Source organism: Streptomyces sp. CRN 30, from assembly GCF_034105845.1.
In genome coordinates this window covers 1-14,914 of record NZ_JAVRHI010000061.1, presented here as the reverse complement: position 1 = coordinate 14,914, position 14,914 = coordinate 1, and the positions used below count along the sequence as shown (strand labels likewise).

General features: G+C 72.7%; 15 protein-coding genes. 12 read left to right on the top strand and 3 right to left on the bottom strand.

Annotation, left to right across the window (positions count from 1 at the left end; translation table 11 throughout):
- Positions 1-38: 38 nt before the first annotated feature.
- Positions 39-974, bottom strand: a complete 936-nt coding sequence (locus tag UW392_RS06095; RefSeq protein WP_320773832.1) for a zinc-binding dehydrogenase — start codon at positions 972-974, stop codon at positions 39-41.
- Between the two features lie 273 nt (positions 975-1,247).
- Positions 1,248-2,162: a LysR family transcriptional regulator gene (locus tag UW392_RS06090; protein ID WP_320773831.1), complete on the bottom strand. Its 915-nt coding sequence runs from the start codon at positions 2,160-2,162 to the stop codon at positions 1,248-1,250.
- A gap of 127 nt (positions 2,163-2,289) precedes the next feature.
- Here UW392_RS06090 and UW392_RS06085 point away from each other — a divergent pair, with 127 nt between their 5' ends.
- The 10 genes from UW392_RS06085 to UW392_RS06040 all read left to right on the top strand — a co-directional run bounded on the left by UW392_RS06085 (position 2,290) and on the right by UW392_RS06040 (position 12,043).
- Entirely contained in the window at positions 2,290-3,294 is a 1,005-nt protein-coding gene (locus UW392_RS06085) for a fumarylacetoacetate hydrolase family protein (RefSeq protein WP_320773830.1), read from the top strand.
- Positions 3,291-4,253 (top strand): cyclase family protein, encoded by a 963-nt coding sequence (locus tag UW392_RS06080; RefSeq protein ID WP_320773829.1) that lies wholly within the window; start codon positions 3,291-3,293, stop codon positions 4,251-4,253. The genes UW392_RS06085 and UW392_RS06080 overlap by 4 nt, the downstream gene beginning before the upstream one ends.
- Positions 4,254-4,276: 23 nt before the next feature.
- Positions 4,277-5,407: an FAD-dependent oxidoreductase gene (locus UW392_RS06075; RefSeq protein WP_320773828.1), complete on the top strand. Its 1,131-nt coding sequence runs from the start codon at positions 4,277-4,279 to the stop codon at positions 5,405-5,407.
- Positions 5,404-6,402: an amidohydrolase family protein gene (locus UW392_RS06070; RefSeq protein ID WP_320773827.1), complete on the top strand. Its 999-nt coding sequence runs from the start codon at positions 5,404-5,406 to the stop codon at positions 6,400-6,402. Before UW392_RS06075 ends, UW392_RS06070 begins: the two co-directional genes overlap by 4 nt.
- Positions 6,403-6,406: 4 nt before the next feature.
- A complete protein-coding gene (locus tag UW392_RS06065; RefSeq protein WP_320773826.1) occupies positions 6,407-7,339 on the top strand; it encodes a VOC family protein in 933 nt (310 codons plus the stop codon).
- A 38-nt stretch (positions 7,340-7,377) separates the two neighbouring features.
- On the top strand, positions 7,378-8,343 hold the full coding sequence (locus UW392_RS06060; RefSeq protein WP_320773825.1) for a fumarylacetoacetate hydrolase family protein: 966 nt from the start codon (positions 7,378-7,380) through the stop codon (positions 8,341-8,343).
- 310 nt (positions 8,344-8,653) lie between these two features.
- Positions 8,654-9,433 carry a GAF and ANTAR domain-containing protein gene (locus tag UW392_RS06055; RefSeq protein ID WP_320773824.1) on the top strand — a complete coding sequence of 260 codons (780 nt, stop codon included), beginning with the start codon at positions 8,654-8,656 and terminating at the stop codon, positions 9,431-9,433.
- Positions 9,434-9,540: 107 nt separating this feature from the next.
- Positions 9,541-10,089, top strand: a complete 549-nt coding sequence (locus UW392_RS06050) for a hypothetical protein (protein WP_320773823.1) — start codon at positions 9,541-9,543, stop codon at positions 10,087-10,089.
- 20 nt (positions 10,090-10,109) lie between these two features.
- A complete protein-coding gene (locus UW392_RS06045) occupies positions 10,110-11,300 on the top strand; it encodes a sensor histidine kinase (protein WP_414495651.1) in 1,191 nt (396 codons plus the stop codon).
- 113 nt (positions 11,301-11,413) lie between these two features.
- Entirely contained in the window at positions 11,414-12,043 is a 630-nt protein-coding gene (locus tag UW392_RS06040) for a response regulator transcription factor (protein WP_320773856.1), read from the top strand.
- A 51-nt stretch (positions 12,044-12,094) separates the two neighbouring features.
- Here UW392_RS06040 and UW392_RS06035 read toward each other — a convergent pair whose 3' ends face one another.
- Positions 12,095-12,724 carry a TetR/AcrR family transcriptional regulator gene (locus UW392_RS06035; protein WP_320773822.1) on the bottom strand — a complete coding sequence of 210 codons (630 nt, stop codon included), beginning with the start codon at positions 12,722-12,724 and terminating at the stop codon, positions 12,095-12,097.
- A 155-nt stretch (positions 12,725-12,879) separates the two neighbouring features.
- Between UW392_RS06035 and UW392_RS06030 the strand changes: the two genes are divergently transcribed.
- Both UW392_RS06030 and UW392_RS06025 read left to right on the top strand, forming a co-directional pair.
- The gene (locus UW392_RS06030) at positions 12,880-14,055 is read left to right on the top strand and encodes an NAD(P)/FAD-dependent oxidoreductase (protein WP_320773821.1); all 1,176 of its coding nucleotides are present in this window, start codon (positions 12,880-12,882) and stop codon (positions 14,053-14,055) included.
- A gap of 188 nt (positions 14,056-14,243) precedes the next feature.
- Positions 14,244-14,914 (top strand): polyprenyl synthetase family protein (locus UW392_RS06025; protein ID WP_320773820.1); only part of this gene is annotated, 671 nt, incomplete at its 3' end.

Here is a 14,914-nt window from a genome sequence, read left to right as displayed (position 1 = left end):
CGGCAGGCGCGGCAGGCATCCGAAGACCACGGCCGACGTCAGGCCACGTCGAGAACGATCTTCCCGTGCACCTTACGCGCGAACAGTGCCCGGACGGCGTCGTCCACGTCCCGCCAGTCGCCCCGCAGTCCGACCGGTGCCGAGAGTCTGCCGGCGGCCATAAGGCCCAGCAGGTCCGTCAGTTCGGCGCTGGTCGGTGTCATGTCGCCGTAGGTGGCGATGGAGCGGGGTTCGCCGAAGCCGAACAGGACCCCTGACGGGAACGTGATGTCCTGCCCCGAGGAGTAACCGACCGCGTGGAGGGTGCCGCCCTCGGCGAGGTGACTCCACGCCTGGGCCATGACCGGCCCGCCGACCGTGTCCAGGACGAGGTCGAACCGGCACTCGGCCCCGGCCGGGTCGGTCAGGTCGGCGAGGTCCGCGAGGTCGGTCAGGACCCGGTCGGCCCCGAGTTCGCGGAGCCCGGCGGCCCGGTCCGGCGATCCCACCAGTGCCGTCACCCGGGCGCCCGCCAGCGCCGCCAGCTGGACGGCGAAGTGTCCCACTCCCCCGCTGGCGCCGGTGACCAGCACGTCGCGCGCCAGCAGGGAACGCTTGCGCAGCACCCGCAGTGCGGTGACTCCCGCGATCCCCAGCGCCGCGCCGTCGGCCAGGGCCACGCCCTCGGGGACGATGCCGAGCGAGGCGGGGCTGACCGCCACCCGCTCCGCCCACGCGTGGGCGGACATTCCCAGCGCGACGCGTGTGCCTTCGGGCGGCCCCGAGCCGTCGGACGCGGCGCGCACCACGACGCCGGCCGCGTCGTGGCCGTGCACGGCACCGGCCGGCCACTGCTCCACGTAGTTCAGCTCTCCGAAGTTGAGACCGATGTGCCGTATCCCGACCAGCGCCTCGTCGCTGGACGGTACGGGCTCCTCGACGTCGGCGAACCGGACGGGTCCGGCCTCGCCGTGATCGACCACAAGGGCGCGCATGGGTGTGTCTCCCTCTCTCCTGGATGCGCCGGAACGCGCCTGAACGCCCGGCGCGGGAACGGACGGTGTGCGCGCGTGCCGCGCTGCCGCCTCTCCAGAACCCTACGCAGCACCGGCGCGGCGGCCAGCCCCGTGAGAACCGATCAGTTGACGATCTGTGTCGGTGCGGTGCGGTGCGATGCGGTGCAGCCAGTCCGCGACCCAGGGCCGCAGGGACCGGGCGATGCGGACCACGACGACCCCGCGCCCGGTGGTACGCGGCACCACGTGGACTCAGCTCCCCGTGCCGTTCACGCGGCCGCCGACCCGGGCCGCCGTCTCGCGCAGCCAGATGTGCGCCGCGTCGTGGGTGTGCACCGGGTGCCACCACAGCGCCTCCCGCAGGGGCACCGCCTCGTACGGCGGCTCCACCGCACGGACGGCGGCGAGCGGCGCGAGGAGCCGGGCCAGGCGGGCCTGGATCAGGGCGATGCGCCCGGTCCCGGCGACCAGCAGCGGCATGATCTGGAAGCTGTCGACGGACACCTCGACGCGCGGTTCGATGCCCAGCATGCCGAGTTGCCGTACGGCCGGTGCGTCGTAGGTGCGCTGGTAGGTGACCCAGGGCAGGCGGGCCAGGTCTTCCCGGGTCAGCCGGTCGTCGACGCTCGGGTGGTCCTCGGCGACCAGGAACACCCACCGGTCGTCGTAGAGGTCGGTAGCGGGGAAGTCACTGATCACGCCGTGCGGCATGAGCAGCCCGTCGGTGGTGCTCAGCAAGGTGTCGGTGGCGTCGACCACGGTGGTCGGGGTCTGGGCGAACCGCAGCCGGACGCCGGGGGCCTCCGCGTGCACGGTGCGGGCGAGTTCGGCGCCGAAGACGGCCACCGCGTAGTCGGAGGCCACCAGTGTGAACTCGCGGCTCTCCGTCGCCGGGTCGAAGTCGGGCCGGCTGGCGAAGAGCCGTTCCAGCAGGTCGTACGCGGTGGAGGCACGGTCGAGCAGGACCTGGCCGAGGGCGGTGAGTTCGTAGTGGCCGCCGGACCGGGCCAGCAGGTCGTCGTCGAAGTGGCGGCGCAGCCGGGACAGTGCCGCGCTCATCGCCGGCTGGCTGAGGCCGACGCGCTGACCGGCGCGGGTGACGTTCCGTTCTTCCAGCAGGGCGCGCAGGGCGACGACCAGGTTGAGGTCCAGGCGAGAAAGTTTCACGGCGACTTCCCTAGCTGTCCGACGTCGACCTGCGGGAATTCGTCAGACGGATGGCGATCATCCACGGAATCTATTTCCGTGATCACGGGTGGCGGGTCCAGATTAGTGCCACCGCAACGAGGAGGACATGTCCGTGAAACCCGAAGCCGCGTCCGCCCTTTTCGCCGGCCCCTTCGCCCTCGCCACCCTCTCCGCCCCGGACGGGCCCGCCTTCCCCGCCCTGGTCACGCCCGACGCCCGGGTGATCGACCTGCACTCCGCCCTGGGCGACGCGCGGTCGACCGTACGTCACCTGCTGGAGGACTGGGAGGCGGTGGCGCCGCGGCTGACCGCGCTGGCCGGCGACGGCACCGTGGCGCGTACCCCGCTGGCGGGGTACCGGGTGCACGCACCGGTCGAACCGCGCCAGGTGTTCCAGTCCGGCGCCAACTACCGGCAGCACGTCATCGACCTGCACGTCGCCCACCGCGCGCCGGGCGACGACCGGCCGGAGGCGGAGCGGCGCGCGGAGGCGGCCGAGATCATGGACCGGCGGGCCGCGGAGGACCTGCCGTACGTGTTCATCGGCCTGCCGAGCGCCCTCACCGGTCCTTACGACGACGTGGTGTTGCCGGCCTGGGCCGAGAAGCCCGACTGGGAACTGGAACTGGCCGCCGTGATCGGCCGCCCGGCCCACCGGGTGTCCGTCGAGGAGGCCCTCGACCACGTCGCCGGATACACGATCGCCAACGACCTGACCGACCGGGCCACCGTCTTCCGCCGGGACATGCCGCAGATCGGCACCGACTGGCTGCGCAGCAAGAACGCGCCCGGCTTCACCCCGCTCGGACCCTGGATCGTGCCCGCCGCCTCGGTCGGGGACACGGGTGACCTGCGGCTCACGTTGAAGCTGAACGGCGAGACCATGCAGGACGAGTCCACCAAGGACATGCTCTTCGACGTGGCGCGGATGGTCTCCTACGCCTCGCAGAGCGCCCGGCTGCTCCCGGGCGACCTGGTGCTGACCGGCTCCCCCGCCGGCAACGGCATGCACTGGGGCCGGCTGCTGCGCGACGGCGACGTCATGGACGCCGCCATCACCGGGCTGGGCGCCCAGCGCACCCGCTGTGTCGCGGAGGAGGACGCCTCGTGACGCTCGACCGCACCGACCCCGAAGGGGCGATAGCGAAGGCCGCGAAGGCATGTTCCAACTGGGGCCGCTGGGGCGCGGACGACCGGCTCGGCACCCTCAACTTCCTCGACGAGGGCAAGCGCCGCGAGGCCGCCGCGCTGATCCGCCGGGGTGTCAGCTTCTCCCTCTCCCAGCGGTTCGACATCGACGGCCCGCAGAAGGGCTGGCGGCGCCGCACCAATCCCGTCCACACCATGCTGGACACCGGCACCGACGCCGCCCTCGGCAACCAGGGCCTCCCGCACGGCATCGGCGGCGCCGACGACGTGATCGCGATGCCGCTTCAGTGCTCCACCCAGTGGGACGGGCTCGGCCACATCTTCGACCACGGCAAGGCGTGGAACGGCCGCCCGGCGGAGCAGGTCGTCACCTCCGACGGCGACCTGGTGACCGGCATCGAGCACATGGCCCCGCACGTAGCCGGACGCGGGGTGCTCCTCGACGTCGGCCGGGTGATCGGCACCGGCGGCGAGCTGCCCGACGGATTCGCGATCACCGAGGAGCAGCTGGCCGCGACCGCCGAAGCCCACGGTGTGCGGGTGGGCCGCGGCGACGTCGTCTCGGTCCGCACCGGCCGGCTCACCCGGGTACGCCGGGACGGCTGGGGCGAGTACGCGGGCGGGCCCGCGCCGGGCCTGTCGTTCACCACGGCCGGGTGGCTGCACGGCAGCGAGATCGCCGCGATCGCCACCGACACCTGGGGGTTCGAGGTCCGGCCCAATGAGTTCGACCACGCCTTCCAGCCGCTGCACCAGGTCGCCATCCCCCACATCGGTCTGCTGATCGGTGAGATGTGGGACCTCGACGCGCTCGCCGAGGACTGCGCGGCCGACGGCCGGTACGACTTCTGGCTCACCGCCGCTCCCCTGCCGATCACCGGGGCGGTCGGCTCCCCCGTCAACCCGATCGCCGTCAAGTGACCGGCGGAACGAAGGAGTTCCCCATGAGCGAAGCCCGTGAAGTCCTGGTGATCGGCGGCGGTGCCGCCGGCAACGCCGTGACGGTCCTGCTCCGCCGCGCCGGGATCGCCGTCGACCTGGTCGAGGCCAAGGACGACTGGAACGCCACCGCCGGCTCCGGTATCACCCTCCAGGGCAACGCCCTGCGCGTCCTGCGCGAACTCGGCGTCTGGGAACAGGTGGAGGCGTCCGGCTACGGCTTCGGCTCGGTCGGTATCACCGCCCCCGACGGCACCGTCCTGCACGTCCAGGACGACCTGCGCACCGGCGGTGACGACCTGCCCGCCACCGTCGGCATGCAGCGCCCCCGGCTCCAGCGGATCCTCATCGACGCCGTGCGCGCGAGCGGCGCCTCGGTCCGGCTGGGCACCAGGGCCGAGTCGCTGGACCAGGACGAGGACGGCGTCCGTGTGCGGTTCACCGACGGCTCCGCGCACCGCTACGACCTGGTGGTCGCCGCCGACGGCCTCGGCTCCGCCACCCGCGCCGCGATCGGCGTCTCCGAGAGGCCGGAACCGACCGGCATGGCCATCTGGCGGGTCGCCGCCCCGCGCCCGGCCGGTGTCACCCGCACCGACCTCGCCTACGGCGGCCCGGCCTACATCGCCGGGTACTGCCCCACCGGCCCGGACACGCTCTACGCGTACGTCGTCGAGGCCAACCGCGACCGCGCCGCCGTCCCACCGGAGTCCTACGCCGACGAGATGCGCCGCCTCACCCGGCACTACGGCGGCAACTGGCCGGAGATCACCGCGCACATCACCGACCCGGCGCGGGTCAACTACACCTGGTTCGACCGGATGCTGGTCGAGGGATCGTGGCACCGGGGCCGGGTCGTGCTCGCCGGTGACGCCGCGCACTGCTGTCCGCCCACCCTCGCGCAGGGCGCCGCGCTGTCCCTGGAGGACGCGTGGGTGCTCGCGCAGCTGCTGACCGCCTCCGGCACCTGGGACGACGCGCTGTTCCAGGCGTACTACGAGCGGCGGATCGCCCGCGTCCGCCCGGTCGTCGAGGCGTCCGTGCGGCTCGGACAGTGGCAGCTCGACGGGGTACGCGACGCCGACGTGCCCGGCCTGATGAGCCGCACCATGACGCTGCTGCGGGAGCTGCCGTGAGCGCCCCCACGGTCGACGTGCACGCGCACGTCCTGCTGCCCGAGGTGGAGGCGCTGGTCGACGGTGTGCCCGGGTACGCGGAGGCCCGCGCCCTGGACGCCCGTCGCAACGGTCCCGCCGCCCTCGCCGTCAGCGGCCCCATGGTGCGCGAGCGCCTCCCCCGCCTGACCGACGTGAGCGTGCGGCTGGCGGCGATGGACGCGCAGGGCGTGGACGTCCAGTTGGTCAGCCCGTCCCCGTCGCACTACCACTACTGGGCCGACGAGGAGACGGCCGGGAAGGCGTACCGGCTGGCCGGCGAGGCGACCGCCGCGCACTGTGCGGCCGCTCCCGACCGGCTGCGCGGCCTCGGACTCGTCCCCCTCCAGCATCCGGCGCTCGCCGTCGACGCCCTCGACCACGCCCTCGCGCAGGGCCTGCTGGGCGTGGAGATCTCCAGCCACGCCCCCGGCCGCGAGCTGTCCGACCCGGCCTACGAGCCGCTCTGGTCCCGGGCCGAGGAGACCGGCGCGCTGCTCTTCCTGCACCCCTTCGGCTGCACCCTCGACGAGCGCCTCGACCGGTGGTACCTGTCCAACACCGTCGGACAGCCGGTGGAGAACGCCGTCGCCCTCTCCCACCTGATCTTCTCCGGTGTCCTGGACCGCCATCCCGCCCTGAAGCTGATCGCCGCGCACGGCGGCGGCTACCTGCCCACCCACATCGGCCGCTCCGACCACGCCTGGTCGGCCCGCCGCGACGCGGGCGCCGGCTGCGCGCACCCGCCCAGCGACTACCTGAAGCGGCTGTACTTCGACTCCCTCGTCCACGACCCGCACGTGCTGCGCGAGCTGATCCGGGTCGCCGGGGCCGACCGGGTGCTCCTCGGCTCCGACTTCCCCTTCGACATGGGCACCGAGGACCCCCTCGCCGCCCTGCGCGCCGCCCGTCTGTCCGACGCCGACTTCGACGCCGTACGCGGTGGAAACGCCACCGCGCTCCTTCGGAAGGGATGACTCCATGCGTCTCCTCACCCACCTGCGCCACGTCGACCTGGCCGTACCCGACTACGACAAGCAACTCGACTTCTACTCCGGCGTCTGGGGCCTGACCGAGGTCGCCGAGGACTCCGGCATCTCCTTCCTCGCCGCCGAGGGCTCCCCCGAGCAGTACGTGATCCGGCTGCGCAAGGCCGAGGAGAAGCGCCTCGACCTCGTCTCGTACGGCGCCGCGAGCCCGGCCGACGTCGACACCCTCGCCGAGCGGCTGCTGGCGGGAGACGTCCGGCTGATCACCCGTCCCGGCCGGGTGGACACTCCCGGCGGCGGCTACGGCTTCCGCTTCTTCGACGTCGACGGCCGCACGATCGAGGTCAGTGCCGACGTCGAGGTGCGGCAGCACCGCAGGATCGAGGAGAAGGAGTCCGTCCCGGTCAAGCTGAGCCACGTCGTCCTCAACTCCCCCGACCTCAACCGCACCCGCGCGTGGTACGAGCGCCACCTGGGCTTCGCCCTGTCGGACACGCTGTCCTCCCCGCACATGGGCGAGGTCATGCACTTCATGCGCATCAGCAACCAGCACCACTCGATGGCCATCGCGCAGGGACCGCACACCTCGCTGCACCACGTCTCCTTCGAGATGCGCGGCCTGGACGAGTACATGCGCGGCTCCGGACGCGTCATGCGCGCGGGGTTCCGGAAGATCTGGGGGCCGGGCCGGCACCTGGCCGGCGACAACACCTTCACCTACTTCCTCGACCCGCACGGCAACACGGTGGAGTACACCACCGAGCTGGAGTGCCTGGACGAGGACACCTGGCACCCACACGTCTACGACTTCTCCCGGCCCGAGGTGACCGACCAGTGGGGCACCGCCAACCCCATGAACGAACTCGTCGCCAAGGAGTCCTTCAACGACCCCGACCGCGGCGTCTTCGTCGCCCCGCCGGTCTGACCCCTTCTTCCTCCCCTGTCCCCGCCCTGGAGCCCACCATGCGTTTCGCCGCTTTCACGCACCGGGACCGCCGCCGGGTGGCGGTCGTGGAAGAGGACGGCACCCTCTTCCCGCTGCCCGGTGTCACCTCGCTGACCGACCTGATCGCGCGGAGCGACGGACTGCCCGGCCTGCTCGCCGCCGGCGCCCTCGACGTGCCGCCCGGCCCGCACGTCTCCCGGGTCCGGCTGCTGCCTCCGCTGCGGCCCGCCTCCGTACGGGACTTCGTCACCTTCGAGGAACACGTCGAGGGCGTACGCCGGTCCGTGGAGGGCACCGGCGGCGTACCCGAGCAGTGGTACGCCGCACCCACCTTCTACTTCACCAACCCGCACGCGATCTACGGCCCCGGCGACGGCATTCCGGTGCCGCCCGGCTCGGCCGCGCTGGACTTCGAACTGGAAGTGGCCGCCGTGATCGGCCGGGAGGGGCGGGACCTCACCCCGGGACAGGCCCGGGACCACATCGTCGGCTACACCGTCCTCAACGACTGGTCCGCCCGGGACCTCCAGGGCGCCGAGATGAAGGTCGGCCTCGGCCCCTGCAAGGGCAAGGACACCGCCACCTCCCTCGGCCCGTACCTCGTCACCGCCGACGAACTGGAGCCGTACCGGGACGCCGACGGCTTCCTCCGCCTGGCACTCGGCGCCGGCGTCAACGGGGTGACCGTCGGCAAGGACCTGCTGTCCCACATGAGCTGGACCTTCGAGGAGATGACGGCCTACGCCTCCCGGGGCACGCGCGTCGTCCCCGGCGACGTCCTCGCCTCGGGGACCTGCGGCAACGGCGGCTGCCTCGCCGAACTGTGGGGACGGCGAGGCGAGCGGACGCCGCCGCCCCTGAAGCCCGGCGACACCGTCACCCTCACCGTCGAGGCGCTCGGCACCCTCACCAACACCGTGGTCCCCGGCGCGGAGCCGGTCCCGCTGCCCGCCGGACGCCGCCGCCCCCGGGACCGGCCGTGACGGAGCCGGCAGGCAAGCCGGTCGCCGTCGCCGGTGCCGTCGGGGCACGCCCTTCGCCACACGTTCCGCCGCCCCCACCTTTCCCACTGCCCTTCGCCACACGTTCCGCCGCCCCCGCCCTTCCCACTGCCCTTCGCCCCGCATCCGTTCCGGGCCGGGCGCCGGTACATGTGTGCAAGCCGGTCGGTGCGGGTCCGCCCAGGGACCGTGGGCGTAGCCTCGACCTATGCCCGGCACCGGCCGTCCGGGGCCCCTGCCTTGTGTGCTCCCTGCCCGCTCCGGTCGCTGGGCACGGCCCAAGGAGGTTGCCGTGTCCGCTGACTCCGCCGCCGAGAACCAGCCGTTGACCTGCCAGGAACCTTCGGCTCTACGGGAGACGCGGGTGACCGCCGCGCTTCTGGACCTCGCCGACACCCTGTCCGACGACTTCGACCCCGACGACTTCCCCTACCGCGTCGTCGACCACTGCCTGGACCTGCTCGACATCAGCGACGCCGGAGTGATGCTGGCTGCCTCCGACGGCCCGTTGCGCCTGATCGCCAGCACCTCCGAACGCGTCCGCCTGGTGGAACTCTTCGAACTCGACGCCCAGGAAGGGCCCTGCCACACCGCCTACCAACAAGCCGCCACCGTCGAACACCCGCACACCGTGGGCCCCTCGCACTGGCCCGACTTCACCACCCGCGCCCACGGCGCCGGTTACCGATCCGTACACGCCACCCCTATCCGACTGCGCACCCGGACCATCGGCGTACTGAACCTCTTCCGCCACGAATCCGGCCCTTTGACCACCGCCGACCGCCACCTCGCCCGCGCCCTGGCCGACGCCACGGCCATCTCCCTGCTCCAGCAGGCCGCCCTCGACCACCACCGCACTCTCAGCGCCCAGCTCCAGCACGCCCTCGACAGCCGAAACGTCATCGAACAGGCCAAGGGCTACCTCGCCTCCCACCTCTCCACCGACCCCGACACCGCCTTCACACGGCTGCGCACCCACGCCCGCCACCACCACTTCCGCCTCTCCGACCTCTCGCGCCGCATCATCGACGGCACCGCCTATCTGCCGCCTTCCGGCACCGACTCCACCTGACCAGCCGGCCCTCCGCGCACGCGCACGCCCGTGGCCGGCCGGACTCCACCCGGAGTTCCACCCGTGGGTCCAGGCGCGTACGGCGCCGTGCCAGCAGGCTTGCCCGTATGACAACGACCGACTGGATCACCGACATCGCCCTCCTCCTCGTCGTCTTCCGGCAACTGCGGGAGGGCCGCCTGGACACCAAGTCGTACGTGATCCCCCTGGGGATCGTGGCCTTCGTCGCGCACAGCTACCTGGACACCGTGCCCACGGCCGGCAACGACCTGGTGCTGATCGGCACGCTCGTCGCCGTCGGCGCGGCCCTCGGCGTCGCCGGCGGCGTGTACACCCGTATACGCAAGGTCGGCACGCACCTCTTCATCAAGGCGGGCGCGGTCTCCGCGACCCTGTGGGTGCTGGGCATGGGCGCGCGGATGGCCTTCCAGCTGTGGGTCGACCACGGCGGCGCCGACGACGTGGCCCGCTTCAGCGTGGCCCACCAGATCACCACGGGCGACGCGTGGGTGGCCGCGTTCGTGCTGATGGCGCTCACCGAGGTGGTCACGCGGCTGGGCACCATCTTCGTCCGCGGCCGGATGGCCACCCGGGAGCAGCGGCAGCCGGCCGTGACCGGGGCGCGCGCGGCGGCCACCGCGGACCGGACGGTCTGAGCACGGGTTATCGTCGCGCCGTGTCCGTTTCCGCCGAATCCCCCGCCCCCGGGCCGGATCCTGAACAGGAGACCGGCCCGCGGGCCGTGCCACGGCACGACGCCGGTCTCCAGTGGGCCGTCACCCTGCTGATTATCGCCATCGCGGTCGTCACCGTCCGGCCGGTGGGCCTCAGCGGCCAGGGCCTGGCCGTGGTCGCCCTGCTGGTGGTCAACTCCGCCGCCCTGCTGGCCCGGCATCTGCCGCCCGACTTCCCCCGCCGGGCCGCGCTGGTCTGGCTGGCCGCCGGTGTGGTGGCGTCGGCCGCCCTGCTGGAGGTGAGCGACGGCGGCTCCGGCTACCTCTTCGCCTACTTCCTCGTCGGCCACGCCGGCTACCGCCTCTCCCTCAGACCGGCCCTGGCGGTCGCGGCCCTGTCCAGCCTGTTGTGCGGCGCCGTCTTCTACTTCTACATCGGCCCCGATCACCAGGTGCTGACGTGGACCTTCGGCCTCAGCACGGGTGTCCCGGTGGTGGCCGGAATCCTGGGCCGCAGCAAGCAGCAGGCGGTGGAGGCGAGGCTCCAGGCCGCCGAGTCCGCCGAGCGGGCCGCACGGGCCGAGGCGCGGACGGCCGTACTCACCGAACGCGGCCGCATCGCCCGCGACGTCCACGATGTGCTGGCGCACTCGCTGGCCGGGATTAACATGCACCTGGAACTGGCGGACGCCCTGATCGACACCGGTGACCTGGAGAAGGTCCGTGCGGCACACAACAAGGCGCAGAGCCTGGTCAAGGAGAGTCTCAAGCAGGCCCAGTGGACCGTGCACGCGCTGCGCGAGGACTCCCTGCCACTGATCGAGAGTCTGACCGCCATGATCGAGTCGTCCGGCCACCGCGACGTGCTGACCGTCACCGGGGCCGTCCGTGAGCTGCCGGCGCGGGTCACCCAGGACGTGCTGCGCATCGCGCAGGAGGCGCTGACCAACGCGGCCCGGCACGCCCCGGGGGCCGGCATCGCGGTGGCGCTGACGTTCGACACCGCGTCGACCACCCTCACGGTCCGCAACGGACCCGCGAGCGGTGCGGCGACCGCGGGGGTGGGCAGCGGCATGGGGCTGATAGGAATGCGTGAACGCGTCGCCCTGCTGGGCGGCACCCTCACCGCGGGTCCGCTCACCGAGGGACCGGACCGCGGCGGCTGGCAGGTGGAGGCAGTGATCCGAGGATGACGACGACGAACGGACCGGCCCAGGAGCCTCGGGAACCGCGGGAGCCGCGAGACTCGCAAGGCCTGCGGGAGCCCCGGGAACTCCGGGAGCCGTCGCCCGAGCGTCCGCTGCGGGTGGTCGTCGCCGACGACCAGGCCGCCGTCCGCGAACCGCTGGCCGCAGTGCTCGACATGAGCGAGGACATCGACGTCGTGGCCGCCGCCGCGGACGGCACCGAGGTGCTCGCCGCCGTGGCCGCCGCACCGGTCGACGTCGTCCTGATGGACCTGCGCATGCCGGTGCTGGACGGTACCGAGACCACTCGCCGGCTGACCGAGGAGCACCCGGGGACGGCCGTGGTCGTGCTGACCACCTTCGCCGACGACGACTCGATCCTGGCCGCCCTGAACGCCGGCGCCCGCGGCTACCTGACCAAGAACGCGGGGCGCCAGGACATCGTCCGCGCGATCCGGGCCGCCGCGGCGGGACAGTCCGTACTCGACCACGCGGTCCAGAACCGCCTCCTGGCCACCCTCCGCACACGCCCGCCGGCCGACGCGCGGGCGCTTCCCGCGGACCTCACCCGCCGCGAGCGCGAGGTGCTCACCCTCATCGGCCAGGGCCTGCCCAACCGGGCCATCGCCGAGCACCTCTTCATCAGCGAGGCCACGGTCAAGACCCACATCAACAACCTGTTCGCCAAGGCGGGTATCCAGGACCGCGCCGACGCCGTCCGCCGCGCCATCGCGGCCGGCCTGGCCTGACCCGACCGGCTCGGCAGAAAGGCGCTCCCTCGGGCCGTTGACCGTCGACCGTCAGCCGGCCCCGGACGAAGGGGTGCGGAGGTTCTTCCACCCGTGTTCGAGGAGGTCGAAGGCGCGGTTGAGGGCTTCGGCGCTGTCCTGGTGGTGGCGGGCGGCGCGGGGGGCTTCGAGAGCGAAGTGGGCCAGGGCGGTGCACGCCGGGTCGTCGGCCGGGAGGCCGCTCTCCTCGGCGATGACCTGGGCCAGGGCGGCCGTGTTCGCCAGCCAGGAGGCGTGCTGGTAGTCGAGAAGGGCCGGGGTGCTGTTGACGAGGGCGAGGAAGGCGGCGACGCCGGGCTCGTCGTCGGCGTGCATCTGGCGGTAGCGCAGGGCGTGCTCGCGCAGGGCGGCCGGGACGGACCGGCCTTCGGGTCGGTCGCGTACGGCGTCGAGCTGGCGGGCCTTCATCTCGTCCTGCCGGTCGAAGACGAGGGCTTCCTTGCCGGAGAAGTGCTTGAACAGCGTGGTGGTGGACACGTCGGCGGCGTCCGCGATCTCGCGGATGCCGACATCGTCGTAGCCGCGTTCCAGGAACAGGCGCAGGGCCGCGTCCGCGATGGCCTGGCGGGTCGCGGCCTTCTTGCGCTCACGGCGTCCCACCGGCGCGGACCGAGCGGGCGAGGCGGCTGTGTCGTCGGGCATGCCTCCAATCTACACCAAGCGTGGCACGGTGCAGAAAGTTGACTCGTTGCACTTATTGAACCGGTGTGCTTTTCTGATGGGGCGGGCCACGGAGCCGCTGCTCGGCGCAGGTGTCCGGCTCTTCGCCCACCACCGACCAAGAACGGAGCACCACCATGACCACCCCCCGCATCGCCATCATCGGCGCCGGCCCCGGCGGCCTGACCTGCGCGCGCATCCTCCAGGTCCACGGCATCACCGCCACCGTCCACGACCTCGCCTCCGGCCCCGACGACCGCAACCAGGGCGGCACCCTCGACCTGCATCCCGACGACGGCCAGCTCGCCCTCAAGGAAGCCGGGCTGCTGGAGGACTTCCACCGCCTCGCCCGCCCCGAGGGCCAGGAGATGCGGCAGTACGCCGCGGCCGACGGAACGCTCCGCTTCCATCACCGTCCCGCCGAGAACCAGTTCTCCGCCCCCGAGATCGACCGCGGCCAGTTGCGCGACCTGCTCCTGAACTCCCTCACCCCCGGCACCGTGCGCTGGGGCCACGCCCTGCGCGGCGTCGAAGGACCCGACGACGGCCCCCGCCGGCTCCGCTTCGCCGACGGCACCGTCACCGAAGCCGACCTCGTCATCGGCGCCGACGGCGCCTGGTCCAAGGTCCGCCGCGTCCTGTCCTCCGCCACTCCCCGGCACATCGGCGTCAACTACCTCGAAGCCTGGTTCGACGACGTCGACAGCAACCACCCCGACATCGCCGAACTCGTCGGCCAGGGCAGCGCCATGGCGGCCGACGGCGAACGCTGCCTGTTCGCCCAGCGCAACAGCGGCGACCACATCCGCGTCTACATCATCCAGCGCGACCGCCCCGACTGGCTGGCCCACACCGGCCTCACCGCAAACAGCGGAGGCACCGGAGACACCGGAGACACCGGCCGGAGCACCGGCCAGGACACCGACCGGATCCGCGCCCTGCTTCTGGAGCGCTACCGCGACTGGTCGCCCGCCCTGCGCCGGCTGATCACCGACAACGACGGCCCGTACGTCGACCGCCCGCTGTACGCCCTGCCCGTCCCCCACACCTGGGAGAGCAACCCGACCGTCACCCTGCTCGGTGACGCCGCCCACCTCATGCCGCCGCTCGGTGTCGGCGTCAACCTCGCCATGCTCGACGCCAGTGAACTCGCCCTCGCCCTCGCCCGCCACGACACCGTCGCCGACGCGGTCCGCGCCTACGAGGAGACCATGCTGCCCCGCTCCCACAAGACGCAGGCGATGCTGGACGGCGCGGCCGTCGGCCTGCTGTCCGACGAGACCTTCGACCCGAGCCGGCACCAGGCCGACTGACCGACGGCCCACCCGGGAACAGCCGCCGCGTCACGGCCGTCAACCCCGCGAGGCCGCGCACGCCGGAGCAGCCGAGCAGCCGAGCAGCCGGCGCGAGCGTGTCCTGTGTGGCCGGCGGTCGTTGGCCCATGCCGGACGGCGGGCGAAAAGGCCAGGGCCCGCCCGCTCGACGTGAGGAGATCTTGACGATGCACCCGTCCCCCACCCGCGCCGGCAGCGACGAGGAGACCGCCGTCCTCGCACACCTGGCAGACCTGACGGGCCGTGTCGAGAAGCACCTGCGGCGGCTGTACCCCGCGCTCGCCTCCGAGGACGCCGCCGCGTCCCTCCTGCGCGCGGACAGCAGTTGGCACACCCTGTCCCCCTCGGTCCGCACGGACGTGGCCGAACGCCTCCACGCCGGGATGGTCGCACCGCTGCGCTGGCTGACCGACCGGGGCGGGCAGCGCTGGCGACCCGGACTGATGCTGCACACCATGGACGTGCTCGGCGCCGACGAGCGACTCGGCCTGCTGGCCGCCGCCGTCGAACTGGCCCACGCCGGGTCGCTGGTCGTCGACGACATCGAGGACCGCTCCCCCGTCCGGCGCGGCCACTCCGCCGTGCACGAGCGGTACGGGCTTCCCGCCGCCCTCAACGCGGGTACCGCGGCCTACCTCGCGCTGAGCACCGCCGTCGCGCGGTGCCTGCCGGAGCGGGACGGCCGGCGAGGAGAGATCGTGACTACTCCCCCTCGTGAACGAGGGGGCTTCTCGTCAAGCTGGTTGAGCTTGGCGACGGGCCAGCCCGGCCCGCAGAACGTTGGAAGCCCCCACGACGTCGGCGTGCGCGCGGTGGCCGCAGTCGGTGCAGTGGAACT

What these genes read in the sequence shown, in the direction of transcription:
- UW392_RS06060 (WP_320773825.1), top strand. Translation starts at nt 7,378, where the DNA reads ATGCGTTTCGCCGCTTTCACGCACCGGGACCGCCGCCGGGTGGCGGTC.
- UW392_RS06030 (WP_320773821.1), top strand. Translation starts at nt 12,880, where the DNA reads ATGACCACCCCCCGCATCGCCATCATCGGCGCCGGCCCCGGCGGCCTG.
- UW392_RS06075 (WP_320773828.1), top strand. Translation starts at nt 4,277, where the DNA reads ATGAGCGAAGCCCGTGAAGTCCTGGTGATCGGCGGCGGTGCCGCCGGC.
- UW392_RS06065 (WP_320773826.1), top strand. Translation starts at nt 6,407, where the DNA reads ATGCGTCTCCTCACCCACCTGCGCCACGTCGACCTGGCCGTACCCGAC.
- UW392_RS06035 (WP_320773822.1), bottom strand. Translation starts at nt 12,724, where the DNA reads ATGCCCGACGACACAGCCGCCTCGCCCGCTCGGTCCGCGCCGGTGGGA.
- UW392_RS06085 (WP_320773830.1), top strand. Translation starts at nt 2,290, where the DNA reads ATGTCCGTGAAACCCGAAGCCGCGTCCGCCCTTTTCGCCGGCCCCTTC.
- UW392_RS06050 (WP_320773823.1), top strand. Translation starts at nt 9,541, where the DNA reads ATGACAACGACCGACTGGATCACCGACATCGCCCTCCTCCTCGTCGTC.
- UW392_RS06095 (WP_320773832.1), bottom strand. Translation starts at nt 974, where the DNA reads ATGCGCGCCCTTGTGGTCGATCACGGCGAGGCCGGACCCGTCCGGTTC.